The sequence below is a fragment of the Bacillus licheniformis DSM 13 = ATCC 14580 genome, from assembly GCF_000011645.1.
Classification (GTDB): Bacteria; Bacillota; Bacilli; order Bacillales; family Bacillaceae; genus Bacillus; species Bacillus licheniformis.
This window is the reverse complement of the sequence record NC_006270.3, coordinates 3,031,543-3,048,537: the sequence shown is the minus strand read 5'-3', so window position 1 is coordinate 3,048,537 and position 16,995 is coordinate 3,031,543. Positions and strand designations below refer to the sequence as shown.

The window sequence follows — 16,995 nt, the reverse complement described above, 5'->3', positions numbered from 1 at the left end:
ACTTTTGTGTGAATTTGTCAATAATCATTTTCTAACCATCGTTTCATTTTATTAGGTTTTGCCGGCTGCCGGGCGAGGTGCGGCCGATGTGATGATATGATTGTAGATTTATTTTTTCATGGTGGGATAAAGTGAAAGCAAACATCACGAAGGGAGGCCGTTTATGAAAGCAGCCGATGTCCAGACCGGAAAAAATCCGGCCCTTGTTGTTGGAAAAAAACGAAAGACGCGTTTTTGGGAAAAGCTTCTCCAGCAAAAATATTTATATTTGATGATTTTGCCGGGACTGATTTATTTTTTGCTTTTTAAGTATGTGCCGATGTGGGGGATTGTCATAGCGTTTCAGGATTACCAGCCGTTTCTCGGCATAACGGGGAGCGAATGGGTGGGCTTTAAGCATTTTGAAAGGCTGTTTACCGAACCGACGTTTTTTATGCTGTTGAAGAATACATTGATTTTGTTTTTTCTCAACCTTGTTGTATTCTTTCCGATACCGATTATTTTGGCGCTTTTATTGAATGAAGTCAGAGTCGCATTGTTCAAAAAGTTTGTCCAGACGCTGATCTATATTCCGCATTTTATGTCATGGGTCATTGTGGTATCGCTTTCTTTCGTCCTGTTGACTGTTGACGGAGGATTGATCAATGAGATTATCGCCTACTTCGGCGGAGAAAAGATCAATTTTTTGCTGAATGAAAGCTGGTTCAGGCCGATGTACATTCTTCAGGTCATCTGGAGGGAAGCCGGCTGGTCGACGATCATCTATTTGGCGGCGATTACAGCTGTCGATCCGCAGCTTTACGAAGCGGCGAAAATGGACGGGGCCAATCGCCTGAGGAGGATGTGGCATGTCACACTTCCCGCGATCAGAAGCGTCATCGTCGTTTTGCTGATCTTGAAAATCGGCGATACGCTCGAACTCGGCTTTGAGCATGTGTATCTGCTTTTGAATGCAACGAACCGCGAAGTGGCCGAAATCTTTGATACGTATGTATACACGGCCGGGTTAAAGCAGGGACAGTTCAGCTACAGTACAGCCGTCGGTTTATTTAAAGCAGCTGTCGGTCTCATTCTTGTCGTATTTGCAAACAGGATGGCGAAGAAATTTGGAGAAGAAGGGATATATTAATATTTTTTGATGAAAGGAATTGAATGACATGAATCAATCTCTCATCACAAAATCGCCTCTTTACATTGCTGAAGAAGCGGCCAAAACAATAATGAAAGCGTATACACCGAAAGAGCTGCCACCGGCCGGGCGCTGGCACTACCATCAGGGCGTATTTCTGTGCGGCCTGATTCGCCTTTGGGAAGAAACGGGGAAAGAAGCATACTTCAAATATGTAAAAGAATATGCCGATGATCTCATCGATGACTGCGGCAATTTTTATTTCAGGAGGGATGAGCTGGACGCTATACAAGCCGGACTTCTCCTTTATCCTTTGTACGAGGAGACGGGCGATGAACGCTACCGCAAAGCTGCAAAAAAGCTGAGGGGCCTTTTTGAAACGCTGAATCAAACAGAAGAAGGCGGTTTTTGGCATAAAGATAAATACCCTTACCAAATGTGGCTTGACGGGTTGTACATGGGAGGGCCTTTCGCACTCAAGTATGCAAGGGCGTTCAATGAGCCTGAACTTTACGATAAGGTCATCCTCGAGGAAAAACTAATGAGAAAGCATACGAAAGACTGCAGGACGGGATTATATTATCACGCGTGGGATGAAAAGAGGCAGATGCCTTGGGCCGACCCCGTCTCAGGCTGTTCTCCAGAATTTTGGGGAAGGTCAATCGGCTGGTACGCGCTTGCACTGAGCGACATGATCGAACTGCTCCCGCAGGGGCATAGCACAAGACAGGAGTGGACCCGGACGCTTCAAGAGATGGTCAAAAGCATTGCTGATTTTCAAGATGAAAGCACAGGGCTATGGCACCAGGTTGTCGATAAAGGCGGACTTCCGGACAATTGGCTCGAAAGCTCCTGCTCGTGTTTGTATATGTACGCGATGGCCAAAGGGGCTCGCATGGGCTATATTGATTCATCATATATTGATAGAGCGACAAAGGCTTTCAAAGGACTCGTCGAAGAAAAAATCGAGATGAGCGCAAAAGAAGGCTTGCTTTTAAAAGATATCTGCGTCGGAACTTCTGCAGGGACATACGATTATTATGTCGGACGGGAAAAAAGCACCAACGATCTTCACGGTGTCGGCGCCTTGGTTATGGCTTTTGTAGAACTTGAAAAGACCGGCCGTTTTTCCTGCGGGGAAGCGAAGTGAAAAACTTCGCTTTCTCCGTCCTTCTAATAGCAGCAGTGCTTCTTCTTACCTCATGCGGAAAGGATGGTAGCCGGGGAACAGACGTATTGATTTTTTCGGATGCACCGGCTGAAGTAAAGGAAAACGTGCAGCGCGCTGTCGGGAAAGAACAGCTCAACATCACCGTTTTCCCGGCAACCCCGGAAAAACTCCTTGTTGAAATTGCGGCGAAAGAAGGAGATCTGTTTATCGTTCCAGAAGACATGTTTAAACCTTTTTACGATCCTGAAGGACTTCAGCCATTGAATGCTGCTTCGGAAGAAAAAGAGCCGTACAGCGCTCCGGGCAAAAACGGGGAAGTACAGCTGTATGCGGCTGTCATCGAAAAAGGAGAAAAACGTTTGAACGGCTATACGGTTCAGTTGAATACAGATATGGCAGCTTTCATACCGGTTTATGCGAAGAAAACCCCTGAAGCGACGGAACTCATCGAAGCGCTTCAAGCAAAATGAATGAAAGGGGGAGGAGCCGATGAAAAAATATGCGATATGCGGTCTGAGCGGCCGCGCTTTTAACATGTTTATCGAGCCTCTGGTGGGAAAATACGGGAAAGAAAACCGCATCGCTGCGCTCTTGGACATCGATCCGCTGAGGGAGGAAGTCTGCAAAGAAAGGTTTCCGGCGCTTCGCCCCGTCCCGTTTTTCGAAGAGAAAGCGTTTACCGAAATGCTTGACAAAATCAAGCCGGACGCCATTATTGTAGCAGGCCGTGATGATACGCATGTCCGCTATATATTGGGCGCTTTACGGGCAGATATTGACGTGATCACTGAAAAGCCGATGGTGACAACGGCACGGGATGCGGCAGCCGTGTTAAAAGCCGAAGCCGAGAGCAAAGGAAAAGTGACCGTTACGTTTAACTATCGCTACAATCCGTACCACCGCAAGATCAAAGAGCTGATACTTGACGGAAAGCTTGGCACGATTACGTCGGTTGATTTGAACTGGTACATCGATACGTATCACGGCGCAAGCTATTTTAAACGCTGGAACAGGATGAGAGCATTCTCAGGCGGTCTTTCCGTCCATAAGTCAACCCATCATTTCGATCTTGTCAATTGGTGGCTTGATCAAACGCCCAGCGAGGTTTTTGCCTACGGCGGTCTGTACTACTACGGACCCCGCGGCGAAATGAATCCTGAAAAAGGGGAAAACCGCTATTGCGGAACATGCCATGTCAAGAAGAAATGCCGCTATTATATGAGGTGGCAGGCAGGCGACCCGCAGGACGACCATGTCAAGACCAATGAAAGCCAGCATCTGCTCTATACCGATTACAGGCCTGACGCGTGTATTTTCGATGAAGAAATCGACATCGAGGATACGTATGCAGCCGTTTTGAAATACGGCAAAGGGGCGCTGCTGAATTACTCCGTTCATTTTTCAGCCCCGTATGAAGGCTACCGGCTTGCAATCAACGGGACAAAGGGAAGGCTTGAAACACAGGAATATCATGCTCCGGCAAGAGTCCCATTTGAAGTTCCCGAACAGACCATCGATTATTATCCGCTGTTTGAATCGAAAGAAACGATTCGCGTCGTCAGGCAGCCCGGCGGGCATGGCGGAGGAGACCCGCTGCTTTTGGAGGAGCTGTTTGGCGGAGGAGACCCTTTGAGGAATTACGACATTCTGGCCGGTGCCGAAGCAGGCGCCTATTCAATTGCAGCCGGCGAGGCATTGTGGCGCTCCATCAAAGAAAAAAAGCCGATAGGAATCAGTGAACTTCTGCATACCCGGCAATATACATAAAGGGGGAGAGAAATTCATGGAACAAAACGTCTCCATGGGAAGGGTGCTGAGCTTTTGTGAATGGGTGCTGAAGTTTTTTTACGCCAATCTGCTGTGGTTTGTTTTTACTATGCTCGGCCTTGGCGTCTTCGGGTTTATGCCGGCGACGACTGCATTGTTTTCAGTGACGAGAAAATGGATCATGGGCAAAACCGATATTCCGATATTCAAAACGTTCTGGCAGGCGTACCGCGGCGAGTTTTTTCGTTCCAACGCCATCGGTCTCATTCTGGCGGCGGCCGGCATCATCATTTATGTAGATCTTGCTTTTATTTATCCGGATCATCTCCTATTGCACGTTCTCCGGTTCGTCATTATGGTTTTTGGATTTTTGTTTTTGATCATGCTGTTTTATATGTTCCCGCTGCTCGCCCATTTCGATTGGAAGAAGCGAATGTATTTCAAGTTTTCGCTGATTCTGGGCATATCGTATTTGCAGTATACATTAACGATGATGGCGGTCACTGCAATGCTTTATATCGCTTTTGCGTTTCTGCCCGGGATCGTTCCTTTTTTCAGTGCCAGTCTGCTTAGTTATGCGGTTATGTGGCTGGCATATCAAGTGTTGAAAAAAGCGGAAGCCGCAGAACAGAAGGAAACCGTCATAACGACAAGACACACTTAATCCTTTGTTTTAGGTGTGTGAAAGGAGCTGGCCCATATGGGTGAAGAATTTGAAAAACGATATCTTTACTGGATTGATGAAGCCGTGAAGGAGAGCGAAAAGAAAGACGATTTCAAGTCCCTCCCCGGTTATGGAAAACCGCTCAGCAAAGAGATGCTCGAGGGGGATGCGCTTTCGTCAACCCTTAAAAACGCCCGATATCTGCCGGAATGGCTGAAGCTGCAAAAGGAAATTAAACAAGAGATTGAAAAAGCGATCAAATCGAATCAGCGCGAAACGCTGATTGATGCCATCAACCAAAAAATTAAAAAATACAACCTCACCTGTCCGAACCAATTCCAAAAAGGCCTTGTTTCAGCCAAAAACCTCGAAAGTCAGCTCAAATATTGGAGCTGATGCCATTCCCTGCACTTATTCATAAAAATAATTGCCAATAACAATCATCTTATGTAAAATAAAGGTAATATTTATGCTTTTAAAAAGGAGAAAGGATGAATGAAGAAGTGGAAGCGAAAGCGGCATACGAAAAAGCGGCCTGGCTCCTGAATCAGTGGTACACCATGATCAAGCGCCATGAAGCGCTCCAGGCTGTATCTTTGAGGTACGAGATCCAAAACCTGCTTTCTAAAATGGAGAAAAGCGGAGATCTGGAGCTTTGTTTTCAGCTGTTGGACTATCGCTGCAAATTGATGATGGAGCAGTTTCAGAATCAGCCGAGCTTTTCCGGAAAATTAAAAGGCAGAAGGAAACGGTTAAGAGCGCGGATGACATCATTCAGTACTATTTTTTCTTTTTTTCAGGCATGTATGAGTTTTATGAGAAAAACTATTTTGAGGCGATCAGCTGTTACAAGAAAGCGGAAGCGAAGCTGCATAAACTGACCGATGAAATTGAAAAAGCGGAATTTTATTATAAAATCGCGACCGCCTACTACCAAATAGACGATCATTTCAGATCGTTGAACTACTCCGAAAAAGCGCTCTCACTTTTCAGCAAGCATAAAGAATACATAGACAAAACGATCGGATGCGAAATGATACTCGGATCGGTGCAGTTTGAATTGTTCCGCATCAAACAAGCTGAGGAGCACTACGGGCGGGCGCTTGATCAGGCCGTTGCCCTTCAAAACCGGCGAATCATCGGGCTGATCTATCATAATATGGGACTGAACTATGCCAAATGCGGCATGCCGCTTTTGGCGGAGGAGCACTTTAGAAAAGCCCTTTCAATCGGTGTCCATGAGCAATCGGTTTTTGGCATTAACACCCTTTTCGAGCTGTCTCACCTCATGTACAAAAACGGTTCTCCCGAAGAAGCGAGACGTCTCTGCAAAGAGGGATTTACCAGATCGGCCGAATTAGGAGAGGATGAATACGCAGCGAAGTTCAGGCTGATTTTCGCCCTGTATGACGCTGGCCATCCGCTCGATATTGAATTTTCGCTTGAATATATGAGTGATAAACGGCTATGGCCGCATGTTGCTGAACTGACAAAAGATATTGCCGACTATTACATGAAGTCAGGCGACCATGAAAAAAGCGCGCTTTACCTGGAAAAATCGCAGCATGCGAAAAATCAAATATATAAAATGAAGGAGGGGATTATATGAAAAAAAACATTTGTTTTTTCGCCGTCATGCTTGTTTGCCTGATGGGGGGAAGCTTCACAGCTGATTCTGCAGCACAGGACGGATCGTTTCAGCCATTGGGAAAGTCGGTGTTTCCTGACAGCGGACGATAGAGAAAACATGCCGAAATAGAAATGGCCTCCCGACTTTTGCTATAATAGTCTCACCTAAAGGCAATTGAAGGGAGCAGTAATGATGACGATAAAAGAGATTTCGCCTGATGAACTGAAAGACAGGCTTGCAAAAGGAGAAACGCTGAACATTATCGACGTCAGAGAAGATGAAGAGGTGGCTGAAGGAATGATCCCTGAAGCCGTCCACATTAAAATGGGGGATATCCCTGAAAAACTCGACGTCTTTCAAAAAGATCAGCCTTATATTTTTGTGTGCCGATCAGGCAAACGAAGCGAAAATGTCTGCCTCTATTTGCAGGATAAAGGCTTTGATGTCACCAACATGGTCGGCGGCATGCTCGAATGGACCGGAAACACGAAGCCGAAAACAAAATAAGCGGATTTGACTTCTTATCTGTACAGGTAAGAAGTTTTTTTATTTAAAATGGAGCACCAAATGCCAGGTAACGTTCGGAGCGTCTGCTGCCAATGTTGAAGGCTCTTTTGCTAAGGATTTTAAGCATAACTTCGGCTGTGTGCGAATACCTTTCATTATAGAAAGGAGAGAGCGTATGCTGAAGGTGGCCGTATTTGATGAAGAACACGAAAAAGATTTGCAGCATGAAATCAATGAATTCTTAAAAAAGCTGTCGGAAGACCAGCTGGTCGATATAAAATATGACGTATCAGCCGCATGCGATCCTCAAGGCGAACAGCTTTACTGTTTTTCAGCGTTAATCTTATACAGGACATAAAAAAACAGCTCTTCAGAGAGAAGAGCTGTTTTCATTTACGCTTTTTTCACCCTCGGGCTTCTTGGCTTCTGGAATTTCTCGGCTTGTTTAATCTCTTTTCGTTCTTGTGACAGAGATTTATATAACGATACAATCATGAGAATCACGACGACTGAGAACGGCAGTGCGGCCAGGATGGCGGTGTTTTGCAGCGCCGATAGTCCGCCTGAATACAGGAGCGCCCCAGCCATTGCTGACTGGATGATGCCCCATGATATCTTGACCGAATTCTCAGGATTCAGTGAACCGTAAGTCGTTTGCATTCCGAGAACAAATGTTGCCGAGTCTGCAGAAGTGATAAAGAATACGGCAATGAGCAACAAGGCAACGATAGATGTAATCATAGCCAGCGGGTAGTGGTCAAACATTCCAAACAGCATCGTGTCTGTAGACAGTTTTGCAACGTTGAAAATCCCTTTTTGCTGAAGATCCATCGCTGAAACCCCGAAAATTGAAAACCATAGAAACGCCAGCACAGTAGGCGCAAACAAGACGGCAATCAAAAATTCCCTGATTGTGCGCCCCCTTGATACGCGGGCGATGAAAATACCGACAAACGGCGACCAGGAGATCCACCAAGCCCAGTAGAAAATCGTCCATGAATTGATCCATTCACGGCTGTCCGGATCATTAGGCGCAAGGCGGAAGCTCATTTGCACCACATTGGAGATATACGTTCCGATCGTGTCCGTAAACGAGTTCATAATTAACACCGTCGGTCCGACAAACAGCATAAAGATCATCAGGACGCCGGCCAGCACCATGTTCGTATTGCTCAAATACTTGATGCCTTTTCCGATTCCGCTCCAAGCGGAAATTAAAAACAGAACGGTGATGACTGCAATGATCGCCAGCTGCACCTGGAAGCTGTTCGGCACTCCGAATAGATAATGGAGTCCGCCGTTGATCTGCGTGGCGCCGATTCCGAGACTAGTCGCTACACCGACGACGGTTGCAAATACAGCGATGCAGTCAATCCCTTTTCCAAGCGGTCCGTTGACTCTGTCGCCGAAGACCGGAAACAGCGTCGCGCTGATCAAGCCAGGCGCGTCTTTTCTGAATTGAAAGTATGCGATGCAAAGGGCAACGATCGCATAGATCGCCCAAGCATGCAATCCCCAGTGGAAAAATGTATACCTCAGAGAATCTCTGAAGGCCTGGGCTGTTTCTGTTTCACCTGATGGAGAGCTAATGGCATAATGGCTGATCGGTTCAGCCGCGCCATAAAATACGAGACCAATGCCCATACCTGCGCTAAAAAGCATGGCAAACCAAGATAATCGAGAGAATTCAGGTTTTTCTTCAGGTTTCCCTAATCTGATCTTTCCAATCGGACTGAAGATCAAAAAGATGCTGAATGCGACAAACAGAGAAACCACCAATAAGTAATACCATCCGAGTGTGTTTGTAACATAACCTTGAATCGAAGTCGTTAACGCCTGAAGGTTATCCGGAGCAACGATTCCCCATAATACAGCTGCTGCTGTGATAACAATCACAATCCAAAAAACGCTTGAAATATTTTTCAAAATCATCCTCACCCTCTAATCATTTTTCGTCCTTACTCCCATCATTATGTTTAGTATGAGTTGCACATATAAAAATCATTCTCTCTCAGGAAGTTTGACCTAGCTTCCCCTATTACCCCACAATCAGGTGAAACAAAACTCTTTAACCGTAACATACTTTTCAAAAAAGGCACAAGTCTCAGCACTGGGCTGAAACTCTGCCATTCCACATTTGTCAAGGGTTTGGAGCAATTTTATTTTTTTCTCCGGCAAAGCGAAAATTCGCCTGCATTCAAGCCTGCAAGTCTGCCTGTGACAAGCGCGGATGTGATATTATACCCACCCGTATAGCCGTGAATATCGAGGATTTCCCCGCAGAAATAAAGCCCTTCCTTTTTTTTGGACGCCATTTTTTTAGGATCGATTTCTTTTACGGAAACCCCTCCGCCGGTCACAAAGGCTTTGTCAAGCGAAAGGGTGCCGTTCACGTTGACAGTAAACTCTTTACAGTCTTTGACGAAAGCTCTGAAACGGTCTTTGGAAAGGGAAGAGAAGGTTTCAGAAGGATCAATCTTGTTGCGCTCGAAAAGAAACAGCAGATACCTTTCCTGCATCCAAGGCTTCAGCACGTTTTTGAGTGATTTCTTCGGAGCGTCCTTCAATTCTTTATGCATGCGTTGAAAAAGCTGTTCCTCATGAATATCAGGGAACAAGTCGATTTTCAGCCTGACTTTTTCCTGCTTTTTCAACTCTTTGACGACAAATTGGCTGCATCTGAGGACTGCGGGTCCGGACAGTCCAAAATGGGTAAAAATCATATCCATTTGGTGGGTGATGACCGGCTTTCCTTTTTTGTTCAATACGCTGAGGGCGACGTTTCTCAGTGATAGGCCCTGCAATGTTTTCTGATTGATAAATGGCTCGTCAGACGTAACCGGAACCTCTGTAGGAAACAGTTCCGTAATCGTATGGCCGGCTTTTTCCGCCCATTCATAGCCGTCTCCGGTCGATCCCGTATGGGGGACGCTTTTCCCGCCGACAGCAATAACGACAGATCCCGCTGCAATTTCTTCACCGCTGCCCGTCACGATCCCGCACGCTTTTTCTTCATTGTATAGGACAGTTTTCACTTTTTCGTTTGTACGTACGCTTACATGAAGCTGTTCGAGCCTTGTTAAAAGTGCATCCACTACGCTTTGCGCCTTGTCGGAGACAGGAAACATTCTTCCGTGATCTTCCTCTTTCAGCTTGACGCCCAGACGCTCAAAAAACTTGATGATGTCCTCATTGTTAAATTCAGAAAAAGCGCTGTACAAAAAGCGTCCGTTTCCGGGAATATGCCGGATGATCTCATCAACCGGCAAGCGGTTCGTCACATTGCACCGTCCGCCTCCAGAAATGGCCAGCTTGCGTCCGAGTTTGTTTCCTTTGTCGATTAAGAGAACGTCCGCCCCCTGTTCACCGGCCGCGATTGCGGCCATCAATCCTGAGGGGCCTCCGCCGATGACGATGACATCAAAATACTTCATACCAATATCCTCAACTTTCCTGTCTTGTAAAGCCTGCATTCTGTGCAGGCGGGGCAGATTGCATCAGACAACAACCGCGCTCCATCTTCTTATTATAACGAAAGAACGGCATGATGAAAAAACGATAAAACAAAGCCATGTTAAAATTTAGCCATGTTATTATTACCTGAGTGGAGCGCCTGTATGTTAAAATAGAAAAGTTGAATCTATTGAAGAAAAATGGTGATTGGGAACATGTCAAGCAAACTGTTAAGAGGCACATTTGTATTAACGCTTGGTACCTATATTTCAAGGATCCTCGGGATGATTTATCTGATTCCGTTCGGAGCCATGGTCGGTGCCACCGGCGGTGCCCTGTTCCAGTACGGTTATAATCAATATACGATTTTTTTAAGCATTGCGACCATGGGGTTTCCGGCGGCCGTGTCCAAGTTTGTTTCGAAATATAACTCGATGGGTGATTATGAAACAACGAGAAGGATGCTGCGCGCCGGAATGTCGATGATGCTCGTCACAGGCATCATTGCTTTCTCCATTCTATATTTGTCCGCCCCGTTTTTTGCAGAGATGGCCCTTGGCGGAACAGAAAACAACGGGCTGACGCTTGAACATGTCGTGTATGTCATTCGCATGGTCAGTCTCGCGCTACTGGTTGTGCCGATCTTGGCGCTGATCAGAGGCTTTTTCCAAGGTCACCAGATGATGGGGCCGACAGCCGTTTCACAGGTAGTTGAACAAATTGCCAGAATCGTCTTTCTATTAACGGCCACTTACTTGGTGATCAAAGTATTAAACGGCGGGCTTGTCGTCGCTGTCGGCTATGCGACTTTTGCGGCTTTGATCGGAGCGTTCGCCGGACTGTTCACTCTTTACTTTTCCTGGCAGAAAAGAAAAGGGGCGCTCCTGGCGCTGAAGCCGAACCTTGTTCCTTCAGCCGATATTACGTACCGGCAAATGTTTAAAGAGCTGTTCAGCTATGCCGCCCCTTATGTCTTTGTCGGGCTGGCGATACCGCTTTACCAGTACATTGATACGAATACGTTTAATAAAGCGATGATTGCAGCCGGCTATCAAAACATCAGCCAGGATTTGATGGCGATCGTGACGCTGTACGTGCCAAAGCTTGTGATGATTCCGGTATCTCTCGCGACGGCATTCGGGCTGACATTGATTCCGGCGGTGACTGAAAACTTTACCAACAAAGATTTCCCTGCTTTAAACAAACAGATTGATCAGGCGATGCAGATCATTCTCTTCATCGTTCTTCCGGCATCAGTCGGTATGGCTCTTTTGTCGGGGCCGGTTTACACGTTCTTTTACGGCTCGGAAAGCCTGCTCCCTGAAATGGGACGAGATATTTTGTTCTGGTACGCGCCTGTGGCGCTGTTATTCTCGCTCTTCACCGTCAACGCTGCAATTTTGCAGGGGGTGAACAAGCAGAAATTTGCGGTTGTCAGCTTGATGATCGGGATTGTGATCAAAATCGCGCTTAACGTTCCGCTCATCAAGCTGCTTCAAGGCAGCGGGTCGATTTTGGCAACGGCGCTCGGCTATTCAGCTTCACTCCTATACGGATTTATCATGATTAAACGCCATGCCGGCTATTCGTATCGCAAACTGTTTAAACGGTTTTTGCTGATGCTGATCCTGACGGCGGTCATGGGCATCATTTTGCTGCTTGTCCAGGCGCTTCTAAGTATTTTTATTTCATACGAAGGCGGGCAGATCAGGTCTGCTGTCGTCATTTTCATCACAACCGCAGTGGGCGGGTCAGTTTATCTGTACTTGGCTTACCGTGTGAAACTGCTCGAAAAAATCTTCGGTCAGCGATTGAATCGCTTTTTCAAAAGAAAGGCCTCCTAAAAAGGGCTTTTCTTTTTATGTAAAAAAAGGGGTGTCTTCATGAGATTGGATAAACTGTTGTCAAACAGCGGCTATGGTTCGAGAAAAGAAGTCAAAAAAATGCTGAAAAACGGCGCGGTGCGCGTCAATGATCAATTAGTCAAAGACGCCAAAAAGCACGTTGACCCGGAATCAGACGACATCACGGTATACGGGGCACCCGTCATGTACCGGGAATTTATTTACTTAATGATGAACAAGCCGCAAGGAGTGCTGTCAGCAACAGAAGACAGCCGGCAGGAAACGGTTGTCGATTTGCTCGACCCGGAGCTGCTGAGGTTTGAGCCGTTTCCTGTCGGAAGGCTTGACAAGGATACTGAGGGACTGCTGCTTCTGACGAATGACGGACAGTTGGCACACCAGCTTTTATCTCCGAAAAAACACGTACCTAAAACGTATGAAGTCCATGTCAATAAGCCGATTGATCAAGCGGCACTTGATCAGCTTGAAAAAGGGGTCGATATCGGTGAAGGATATGTCACGAAACCTGCTGAAGCATCGCTTCTGGCAAGCGAAAACGGCGTAGAACGCCTGCTTTTGACAATAACGGAAGGAAAATTTCATCAGGTGAAAAGAATGCTGAAGGCGGTCGGCCATGACGTCATCTATTTAAAGCGGCTGAAAATGGGGGATGTCGATCTCGATGAAGAGCTATTGCCAGGGGAATACAGGGAGCTCTCTGAACACGAGCTTGCCGCATTGCAAAACAAAAAGACACTCTGATTCATCGAGTGCCTGAAATGGGTTTGTGGAGCATCGAACTTAACCAAGTTTGATGCTTTTTATGTTTGATGGCTTTCTTATATGATATTCAGCGCTAAAGTTCAATTTTTCAGAATATTGCTATGAGGAGATTTTCACTTTTTTTCTTGTAGTCTCCCATTTGCCTCTGCTGGGGCTGTGTACTAGATCGTTGTATGCCAACACATTCAGATCACGCTGGATTGTTCTCGGTGTAGTGCCAAATTCATCAACCAGTTCCTGGGTTGTAACGAGTCCCTTTTCTTGAATGAACATGTAGACTGATTTGATCCTGGTTAGCATTCGGTTTGTTGAAGGTTTCAAACAACCACTCCCTATCGTATGATCGAATGGACTTGACTACCACAACTTACGACTCCAAAATGCAGCATGGACGGTTAGCGACCATTTCTTGAAAATGATCAATAAATATTATACACGATCCCTTTGCCAAATATCCAGAAAAAAGGCGGAGCCAAATTATTGAAAAAACGAAAATCGCGAGCAGAACATGCAGTGCGAACACGTTTTTTTGATGAAAAAATTTAAACTTTTTCTTTCTTCATACGTAATAAAAGAAAGGTGGTGAAGATGATGAAGTTAAAAGTACATATTGAAAAAACCCCGTCTTTTTAAATAAGACGGGGTTCAGTTGATTAATGCCCTTCCAAAAAGAAAAGGTGTATGAAAAAGAGAACAGCAAACACGAAGACAAGCGGATGAATCTCGCGCCATTTGCCTTTCGCGGCTTTCACAATCGGATAAGCGATAAACCCGAGGGAAATGCCTGTCGCAATAGATGATGTCAGCGGCATTGTCAAGATGACGAGAAAGGCCGGAAATGCTTCGTCAAGTTCTTTCCAGCGGATGTTCGTCACGGCGCCGATCATCATGCTTCCTACAATGATCAATGCCGGCGACGTAATCGCTGCGATTCCGGAGACCGCACTGACAAGCGGGCTGAAAAACAGGGCCGCGCCGAAAAGCACAGCGACTGTTAAAGACGTAAGCCCCGTTCTTCCGCCTGCGGCCACCCCGGCGGATGATTCGATATAGGCGGTCGTCGGACTTGTCCCGAACATTGCACCGACTGTCGTCGCTGTAGAATCGGCAAGGAGGGCTTTTCTTGCATTCGGCAGTTTGTTGTTTTTCATGAGTCCGGCTTGCTCAGCGACACCGATCATCGTTCCTGTCGTATCAAAAATCGTCACGAGCAGAAACGAAAAGACAACCGAATAAAGGCCGTAGTGGATGACATCGCCAAAAGCGGCGAAAGGGTTTGTGACGATCAGTTTTTCCGGCAGATGAGGCATCGACATAATCCCTTTGGTAAACTCAAGCTGGCCGGTAAAAAAGGCGATCAGCCCGGTTAAGATCATACCGAAAAATAGAGCGCCGCTCACATTCATCACCATCAAAACGACAGAGAAAGCCAAGCCGATTAATGCCAGTATCACTCCGGGCGAGTGCAGATTGCCGAGTCCGACCAAATTGGCTTCGTTCGCGGTAATGATGCCGGCTCCTCTCAGACCGACAAAAGCGATAAACAATCCGATTCCGGCGGTAATTCCGTATTTTAAATTAGCCGGAATCGCTTCGATCAGTTGTTTTCTAAGAGGTGTTAGCGATAAGATAATAAAGAGAATGCCGGCCGCGAAGACTGTGCTGAACGCCGTCTGATAAGAAATTTCGCCGTTGGATGAGCCGACGACTGACACTGCAAAATACACGTTCAGTCCCATCCCGGGTGCAATCGCGATCGGAAAGTTGGCGGCAAGCGCCATCCAAAGCGTTCCGACGACTGCAGCGATGATTGTGGCAGTGAACACTTGATCAAACGGGACGCCTGTGCCGGAAAGGATACTCGGGTTGACCACGACGATATAAACCATTGTAAAGAAGGTTGTAATACCGGCGAGGATTTCTTTTTTGACTGTGGTTTGGTTTTCTTTTATGTTAAACATCATTTCCTCCAATAACGAACATTATAGCAAAACAATATCTATATTATTCGTTATCGGGTGTTTTTGCAAGGGTTTTTGGCTAAACTGAAAAAAGAAGGGGCGAAATTATGAACTGGGAACAGGAAGTTTTAAAAAGACGGAATGAGATCGTTGAGGATATTCAGGGTTTTTTAAAAATCAACAGCGTCCTTGACGAAGAGACGGCGGGTCCGGGACGGCCGTTTGGAAAAGGGATTCAAGAATGCCTGACAGCGCTTCTGAATAAAGGGGAGGAAAGCGGGTTTACGGTAAAAAACCTTGACGGTTATGCAGGCCATATCGAATGGGGGAAAGGCGAGGAGATTATCGGCGTGCTTTGCCACATTGATGTCGTTCCTCCCGGCGATGGATGGACGAGCGACCCGTTTGCAGCTGAAATAAGGGGCGGCCGAATCTATGCAAGAGGAGCGCTTGATGATAAAGGGCCGACAATGGCCGCGTTTCATGCATTAAAAATTGTCAAAGACTCGGGCCTCCCTTTATCAAAACGGATCAGAATGATTATTGGAACCGATGAAGAAAGCGACTGGCGCTGTGTGGAGCATTACTTTAAACACGAAGAAATGCCTTCGGCCGGTTTTGCGCCTGATGCTGATTTTCCGATTATCTATGCAGAAAAAGGCCTGATTGACGCAGCTTTAAAAATTGAAACTGATCAGGCGGAAACAGGTGCGGACTTAGTATTGGAGGCATTCCGGTCCGGCCGGCGCCTGAACATGGTGCCTGATGATGCGGAAGCCGTCCTGGCAGGGGCCGTCCCGTCAGAATTTGAAGAGTCATTTGCCCGGTTTGTAAAAGAAAAACGCGCAGAAGGGCGTATTCTTCAAGAAGGCGGCAGACTGACATTAACCGTGCACGGCAAATCGGCTCATGCCATGGAACCTAATAACGGAGTCAATGCCGGTCTCATTTTGGCCGAGTTTTTACATACACAATCCCTTGACAGAGCCGGGCTCCATTTTGTTCAAACGGTTAGCGGGGCTTTTGCCGGAGATACGAGAGGGAAAAAGATCGGCATCGGCTGCCGCGATGACATCAGCGGAGAGCTGACGCTGAATGTCGGCCGGCTGCAGTATGAACAAGGAAAAGGCGGGGAGGCCCATATTAACATCCGCTATCCTGTTACTGAAGAGAGCGGCCGGGTGAAATCCGGGCTTTCACAAATAAAAGGCGCCCGGCTCATCAGCTTTAAAGACAGCAAGCCACATCATGTAGCAAAAGACCATGAACTGATCAAAACGCTGCAGCGGGTCTATGAAGAGCAGACAGGGGAAACGGCACAATTAATTTCCATCGGCGGGGCGACATATGCACGATCACTGAAAGCCGGCGTGGCATTCGGCCCGCTGTTTCCAGGCCGTCCTGACGTTGCCCATCAGAAAGACGAGTATATGGAAATCGACGATTTGCTGAAGGCTGTATCGATTTATGCACAGGCCATTTATGAATTGGCGAAGTAGCAAAGAGAGTGATGGCATGAGTCATAAGCGAGGCGTTTTATTTGAAATCCCGAACGGGTACGGGCGCTTTCTTCTCGATATACTGAAGCCGGTTGAACCGGCCGATTTCAATTGGCTGCTTGCCGATGGCGAATGCTATCTCGTGGAAAACGGTGAATTGTCAGATGAAAATCTTTTTCCTCAAGATCCGCAGGTGATGACAGGAGAAGCATTTAAAAAAAGGCTGGAAGACGCAAGGTACTATCTCATCTTCGCCGATCTGAAGGCTTTTCCGAAGGATGGCCATCCCGAAGATGTCAGCACATATGAATCATATATGAAAAGCAGCTGCGAGCTGATTGTGCTTACAGCCGATTCGAGTTTTGTCACGATATACTGCAAAGATCAAAAAAACCTGGAGCTTCTATATCAAAATGCAAAGGACTGCGGTTTCAAGCGGATTGAATATATAACGGATCACAACGATGCCAGAACAGGAATGCATGTGTAGCACAACATAGACGGCCGCTCTAGAGAGCGGCTTTTTTGCTGTTAAACATTGCTGTTTTCAGGGATAACGAATATAGTGAAGGTGCGTACAGGCGTCC

The 16,995-nt window shown here is 46.6% G+C and carries 19 protein-coding genes; 15 read left to right on the top strand and 4 right to left on the bottom strand.

Annotated elements, in window-relative coordinates:
* Window positions 1–163: 163 nt before the first annotated feature.
* The 11 genes from TRNA_RS37155 (at window position 164) to TRNA_RS37115 (ending at window position 7,226) form a co-directional block, all read left to right on the top strand.
* Entirely contained in the window at window positions 164–1,129 is a 966-nt protein-coding gene (locus TRNA_RS37155) for an ABC transporter permease (RefSeq protein WP_003184527.1), read from the top strand.
* A gap of 28 nt (window positions 1,130–1,157) precedes the next feature.
* The gene (locus TRNA_RS37150) at window positions 1,158–2,279 is read left to right on the top strand and encodes a glycoside hydrolase family 88/105 protein (protein ID WP_011198214.1); all 1,122 of its coding nucleotides are present in this window, start codon (window positions 1,158–1,160) and stop codon (window positions 2,277–2,279) included.
* The gene (locus TRNA_RS37145) at window positions 2,276–2,770 is read left to right on the top strand and encodes a hypothetical protein (protein WP_003184522.1); all 495 of its coding nucleotides are present in this window, start codon (window positions 2,276–2,278) and stop codon (window positions 2,768–2,770) included. Before TRNA_RS37150 ends, TRNA_RS37145 begins: the two co-directional genes overlap by 4 nt.
* 19 nt (window positions 2,771–2,789) lie before the next feature.
* Window positions 2,790–4,067 carry a Gfo/Idh/MocA family protein gene (locus TRNA_RS37140; RefSeq protein ID WP_009329405.1) on the top strand — a complete coding sequence of 426 codons (1,278 nt, stop codon included), beginning with the start codon at window positions 2,790–2,792 and terminating at the stop codon, window positions 4,065–4,067.
* A 16-nt stretch (window positions 4,068–4,083) separates the two neighbouring features.
* Window positions 4,084–4,731 (top strand): YesL family protein, encoded by a 648-nt coding sequence (locus tag TRNA_RS37135; RefSeq protein ID WP_003184518.1) that lies wholly within the window; start codon window positions 4,084–4,086, stop codon window positions 4,729–4,731.
* Window positions 4,732–4,767: 36 nt separating this feature from the next.
* The gene (locus TRNA_RS37130) at window positions 4,768–5,127 is read left to right on the top strand and encodes a DUF1992 domain-containing protein (RefSeq protein WP_003184516.1); all 360 of its coding nucleotides are present in this window, start codon (window positions 4,768–4,770) and stop codon (window positions 5,125–5,127) included.
* 95 nt (window positions 5,128–5,222) lie between these two features.
* Window positions 5,223–5,612, top strand: coding sequence for a hypothetical protein (locus TRNA_RS44170; RefSeq protein ID WP_223307055.1), 390 nt, complete (start codon window positions 5,223–5,225; stop codon window positions 5,610–5,612).
* On the top strand, window positions 5,534–6,340 hold the full coding sequence (locus TRNA_RS37125) for a tetratricopeptide repeat protein (protein ID WP_223307054.1): 807 nt from the start codon (window positions 5,534–5,536) through the stop codon (window positions 6,338–6,340). The genes TRNA_RS44170 and TRNA_RS37125 overlap by 79 nt, the downstream gene beginning before the upstream one ends.
* Complete coding sequence (locus tag TRNA_RS44300; RefSeq protein WP_016885607.1) at window positions 6,337–6,471, top strand: hypothetical protein; 135 nt, start codon at window positions 6,337–6,339, stop codon at window positions 6,469–6,471. The genes TRNA_RS37125 and TRNA_RS44300 overlap by 4 nt, the downstream gene beginning before the upstream one ends.
* Before the next feature lie 82 nt (window positions 6,472–6,553).
* Complete coding sequence (locus TRNA_RS37120; RefSeq protein WP_011198212.1) at window positions 6,554–6,868, top strand: rhodanese-like domain-containing protein; 315 nt, start codon at window positions 6,554–6,556, stop codon at window positions 6,866–6,868.
* A 175-nt stretch (window positions 6,869–7,043) separates the two neighbouring features.
* Window positions 7,044–7,226, top strand: a complete 183-nt coding sequence (locus TRNA_RS37115) for a sporulation protein Cse60 (RefSeq protein ID WP_003184510.1) — start codon at window positions 7,044–7,046, stop codon at window positions 7,224–7,226.
* A gap of 35 nt (window positions 7,227–7,261) precedes the next feature.
* Here TRNA_RS37115 and opuD read toward each other — a convergent pair whose 3' ends face one another.
* Both opuD and TRNA_RS37105 read right to left on the bottom strand, forming a co-directional pair.
* Window positions 7,262–8,797, bottom strand: coding sequence for a glycine betaine transporter OpuD (gene opuD / locus TRNA_RS37110; protein ID WP_025806236.1), 1,536 nt, complete (start codon window positions 8,795–8,797; stop codon window positions 7,262–7,264).
* Between the two features lie 230 nt (window positions 8,798–9,027).
* Window positions 9,028–10,302, bottom strand: a complete 1,275-nt coding sequence (locus tag TRNA_RS37105; protein ID WP_011198211.1) for an NAD(P)/FAD-dependent oxidoreductase — start codon at window positions 10,300–10,302, stop codon at window positions 9,028–9,030.
* 234 nt (window positions 10,303–10,536) lie between these two features.
* Here TRNA_RS37105 and TRNA_RS37100 point away from each other — a divergent pair, with 234 nt between their 5' ends.
* Window positions 10,537–12,165 carry a putative polysaccharide biosynthesis protein gene (locus tag TRNA_RS37100; protein WP_003184504.1) on the top strand — a complete coding sequence of 543 codons (1,629 nt, stop codon included), beginning with the start codon at window positions 10,537–10,539 and terminating at the stop codon, window positions 12,163–12,165.
* Window positions 12,166–12,204: 39 nt separating this feature from the next.
* The gene (locus TRNA_RS37095) at window positions 12,205–12,927 is read left to right on the top strand and encodes a pseudouridine synthase (protein WP_003184502.1); all 723 of its coding nucleotides are present in this window, start codon (window positions 12,205–12,207) and stop codon (window positions 12,925–12,927) included.
* Between the two features lie 120 nt (window positions 12,928–13,047).
* Here the strand turns inward: TRNA_RS37095 and TRNA_RS37090 are convergent, their stop codons facing one another.
* Together TRNA_RS37090 and TRNA_RS37085 are read right to left on the bottom strand one after the other, a co-directional pair.
* Window positions 13,048–13,269, bottom strand: coding sequence for a DeoR family transcriptional regulator (locus TRNA_RS37090; protein ID WP_003184500.1), 222 nt, complete (start codon window positions 13,267–13,269; stop codon window positions 13,048–13,050).
* A 332-nt stretch (window positions 13,270–13,601) separates the two neighbouring features.
* Window positions 13,602–14,909, bottom strand: coding sequence for an NCS2 family permease (locus TRNA_RS37085; protein ID WP_003184498.1), 1,308 nt, complete (start codon window positions 14,907–14,909; stop codon window positions 13,602–13,604).
* A 107-nt stretch (window positions 14,910–15,016) separates the two neighbouring features.
* On the opposite strand from TRNA_RS37085, the gene pepV reads away from it, so the two are divergent.
* On the top strand, window positions 15,017–16,408 hold the full coding sequence (pepV, locus tag TRNA_RS37080) for a dipeptidase PepV (RefSeq protein WP_011198210.1): 1,392 nt from the start codon (window positions 15,017–15,019) through the stop codon (window positions 16,406–16,408).
* 16 nt (window positions 16,409–16,424) lie between these two features.
* A complete protein-coding gene (locus tag TRNA_RS37075) occupies window positions 16,425–16,898 on the top strand; it encodes a DUF2691 family protein (protein WP_011198209.1) in 474 nt (157 codons plus the stop codon).
* Window positions 16,899–16,995: the final 97 nt, after the last annotated feature.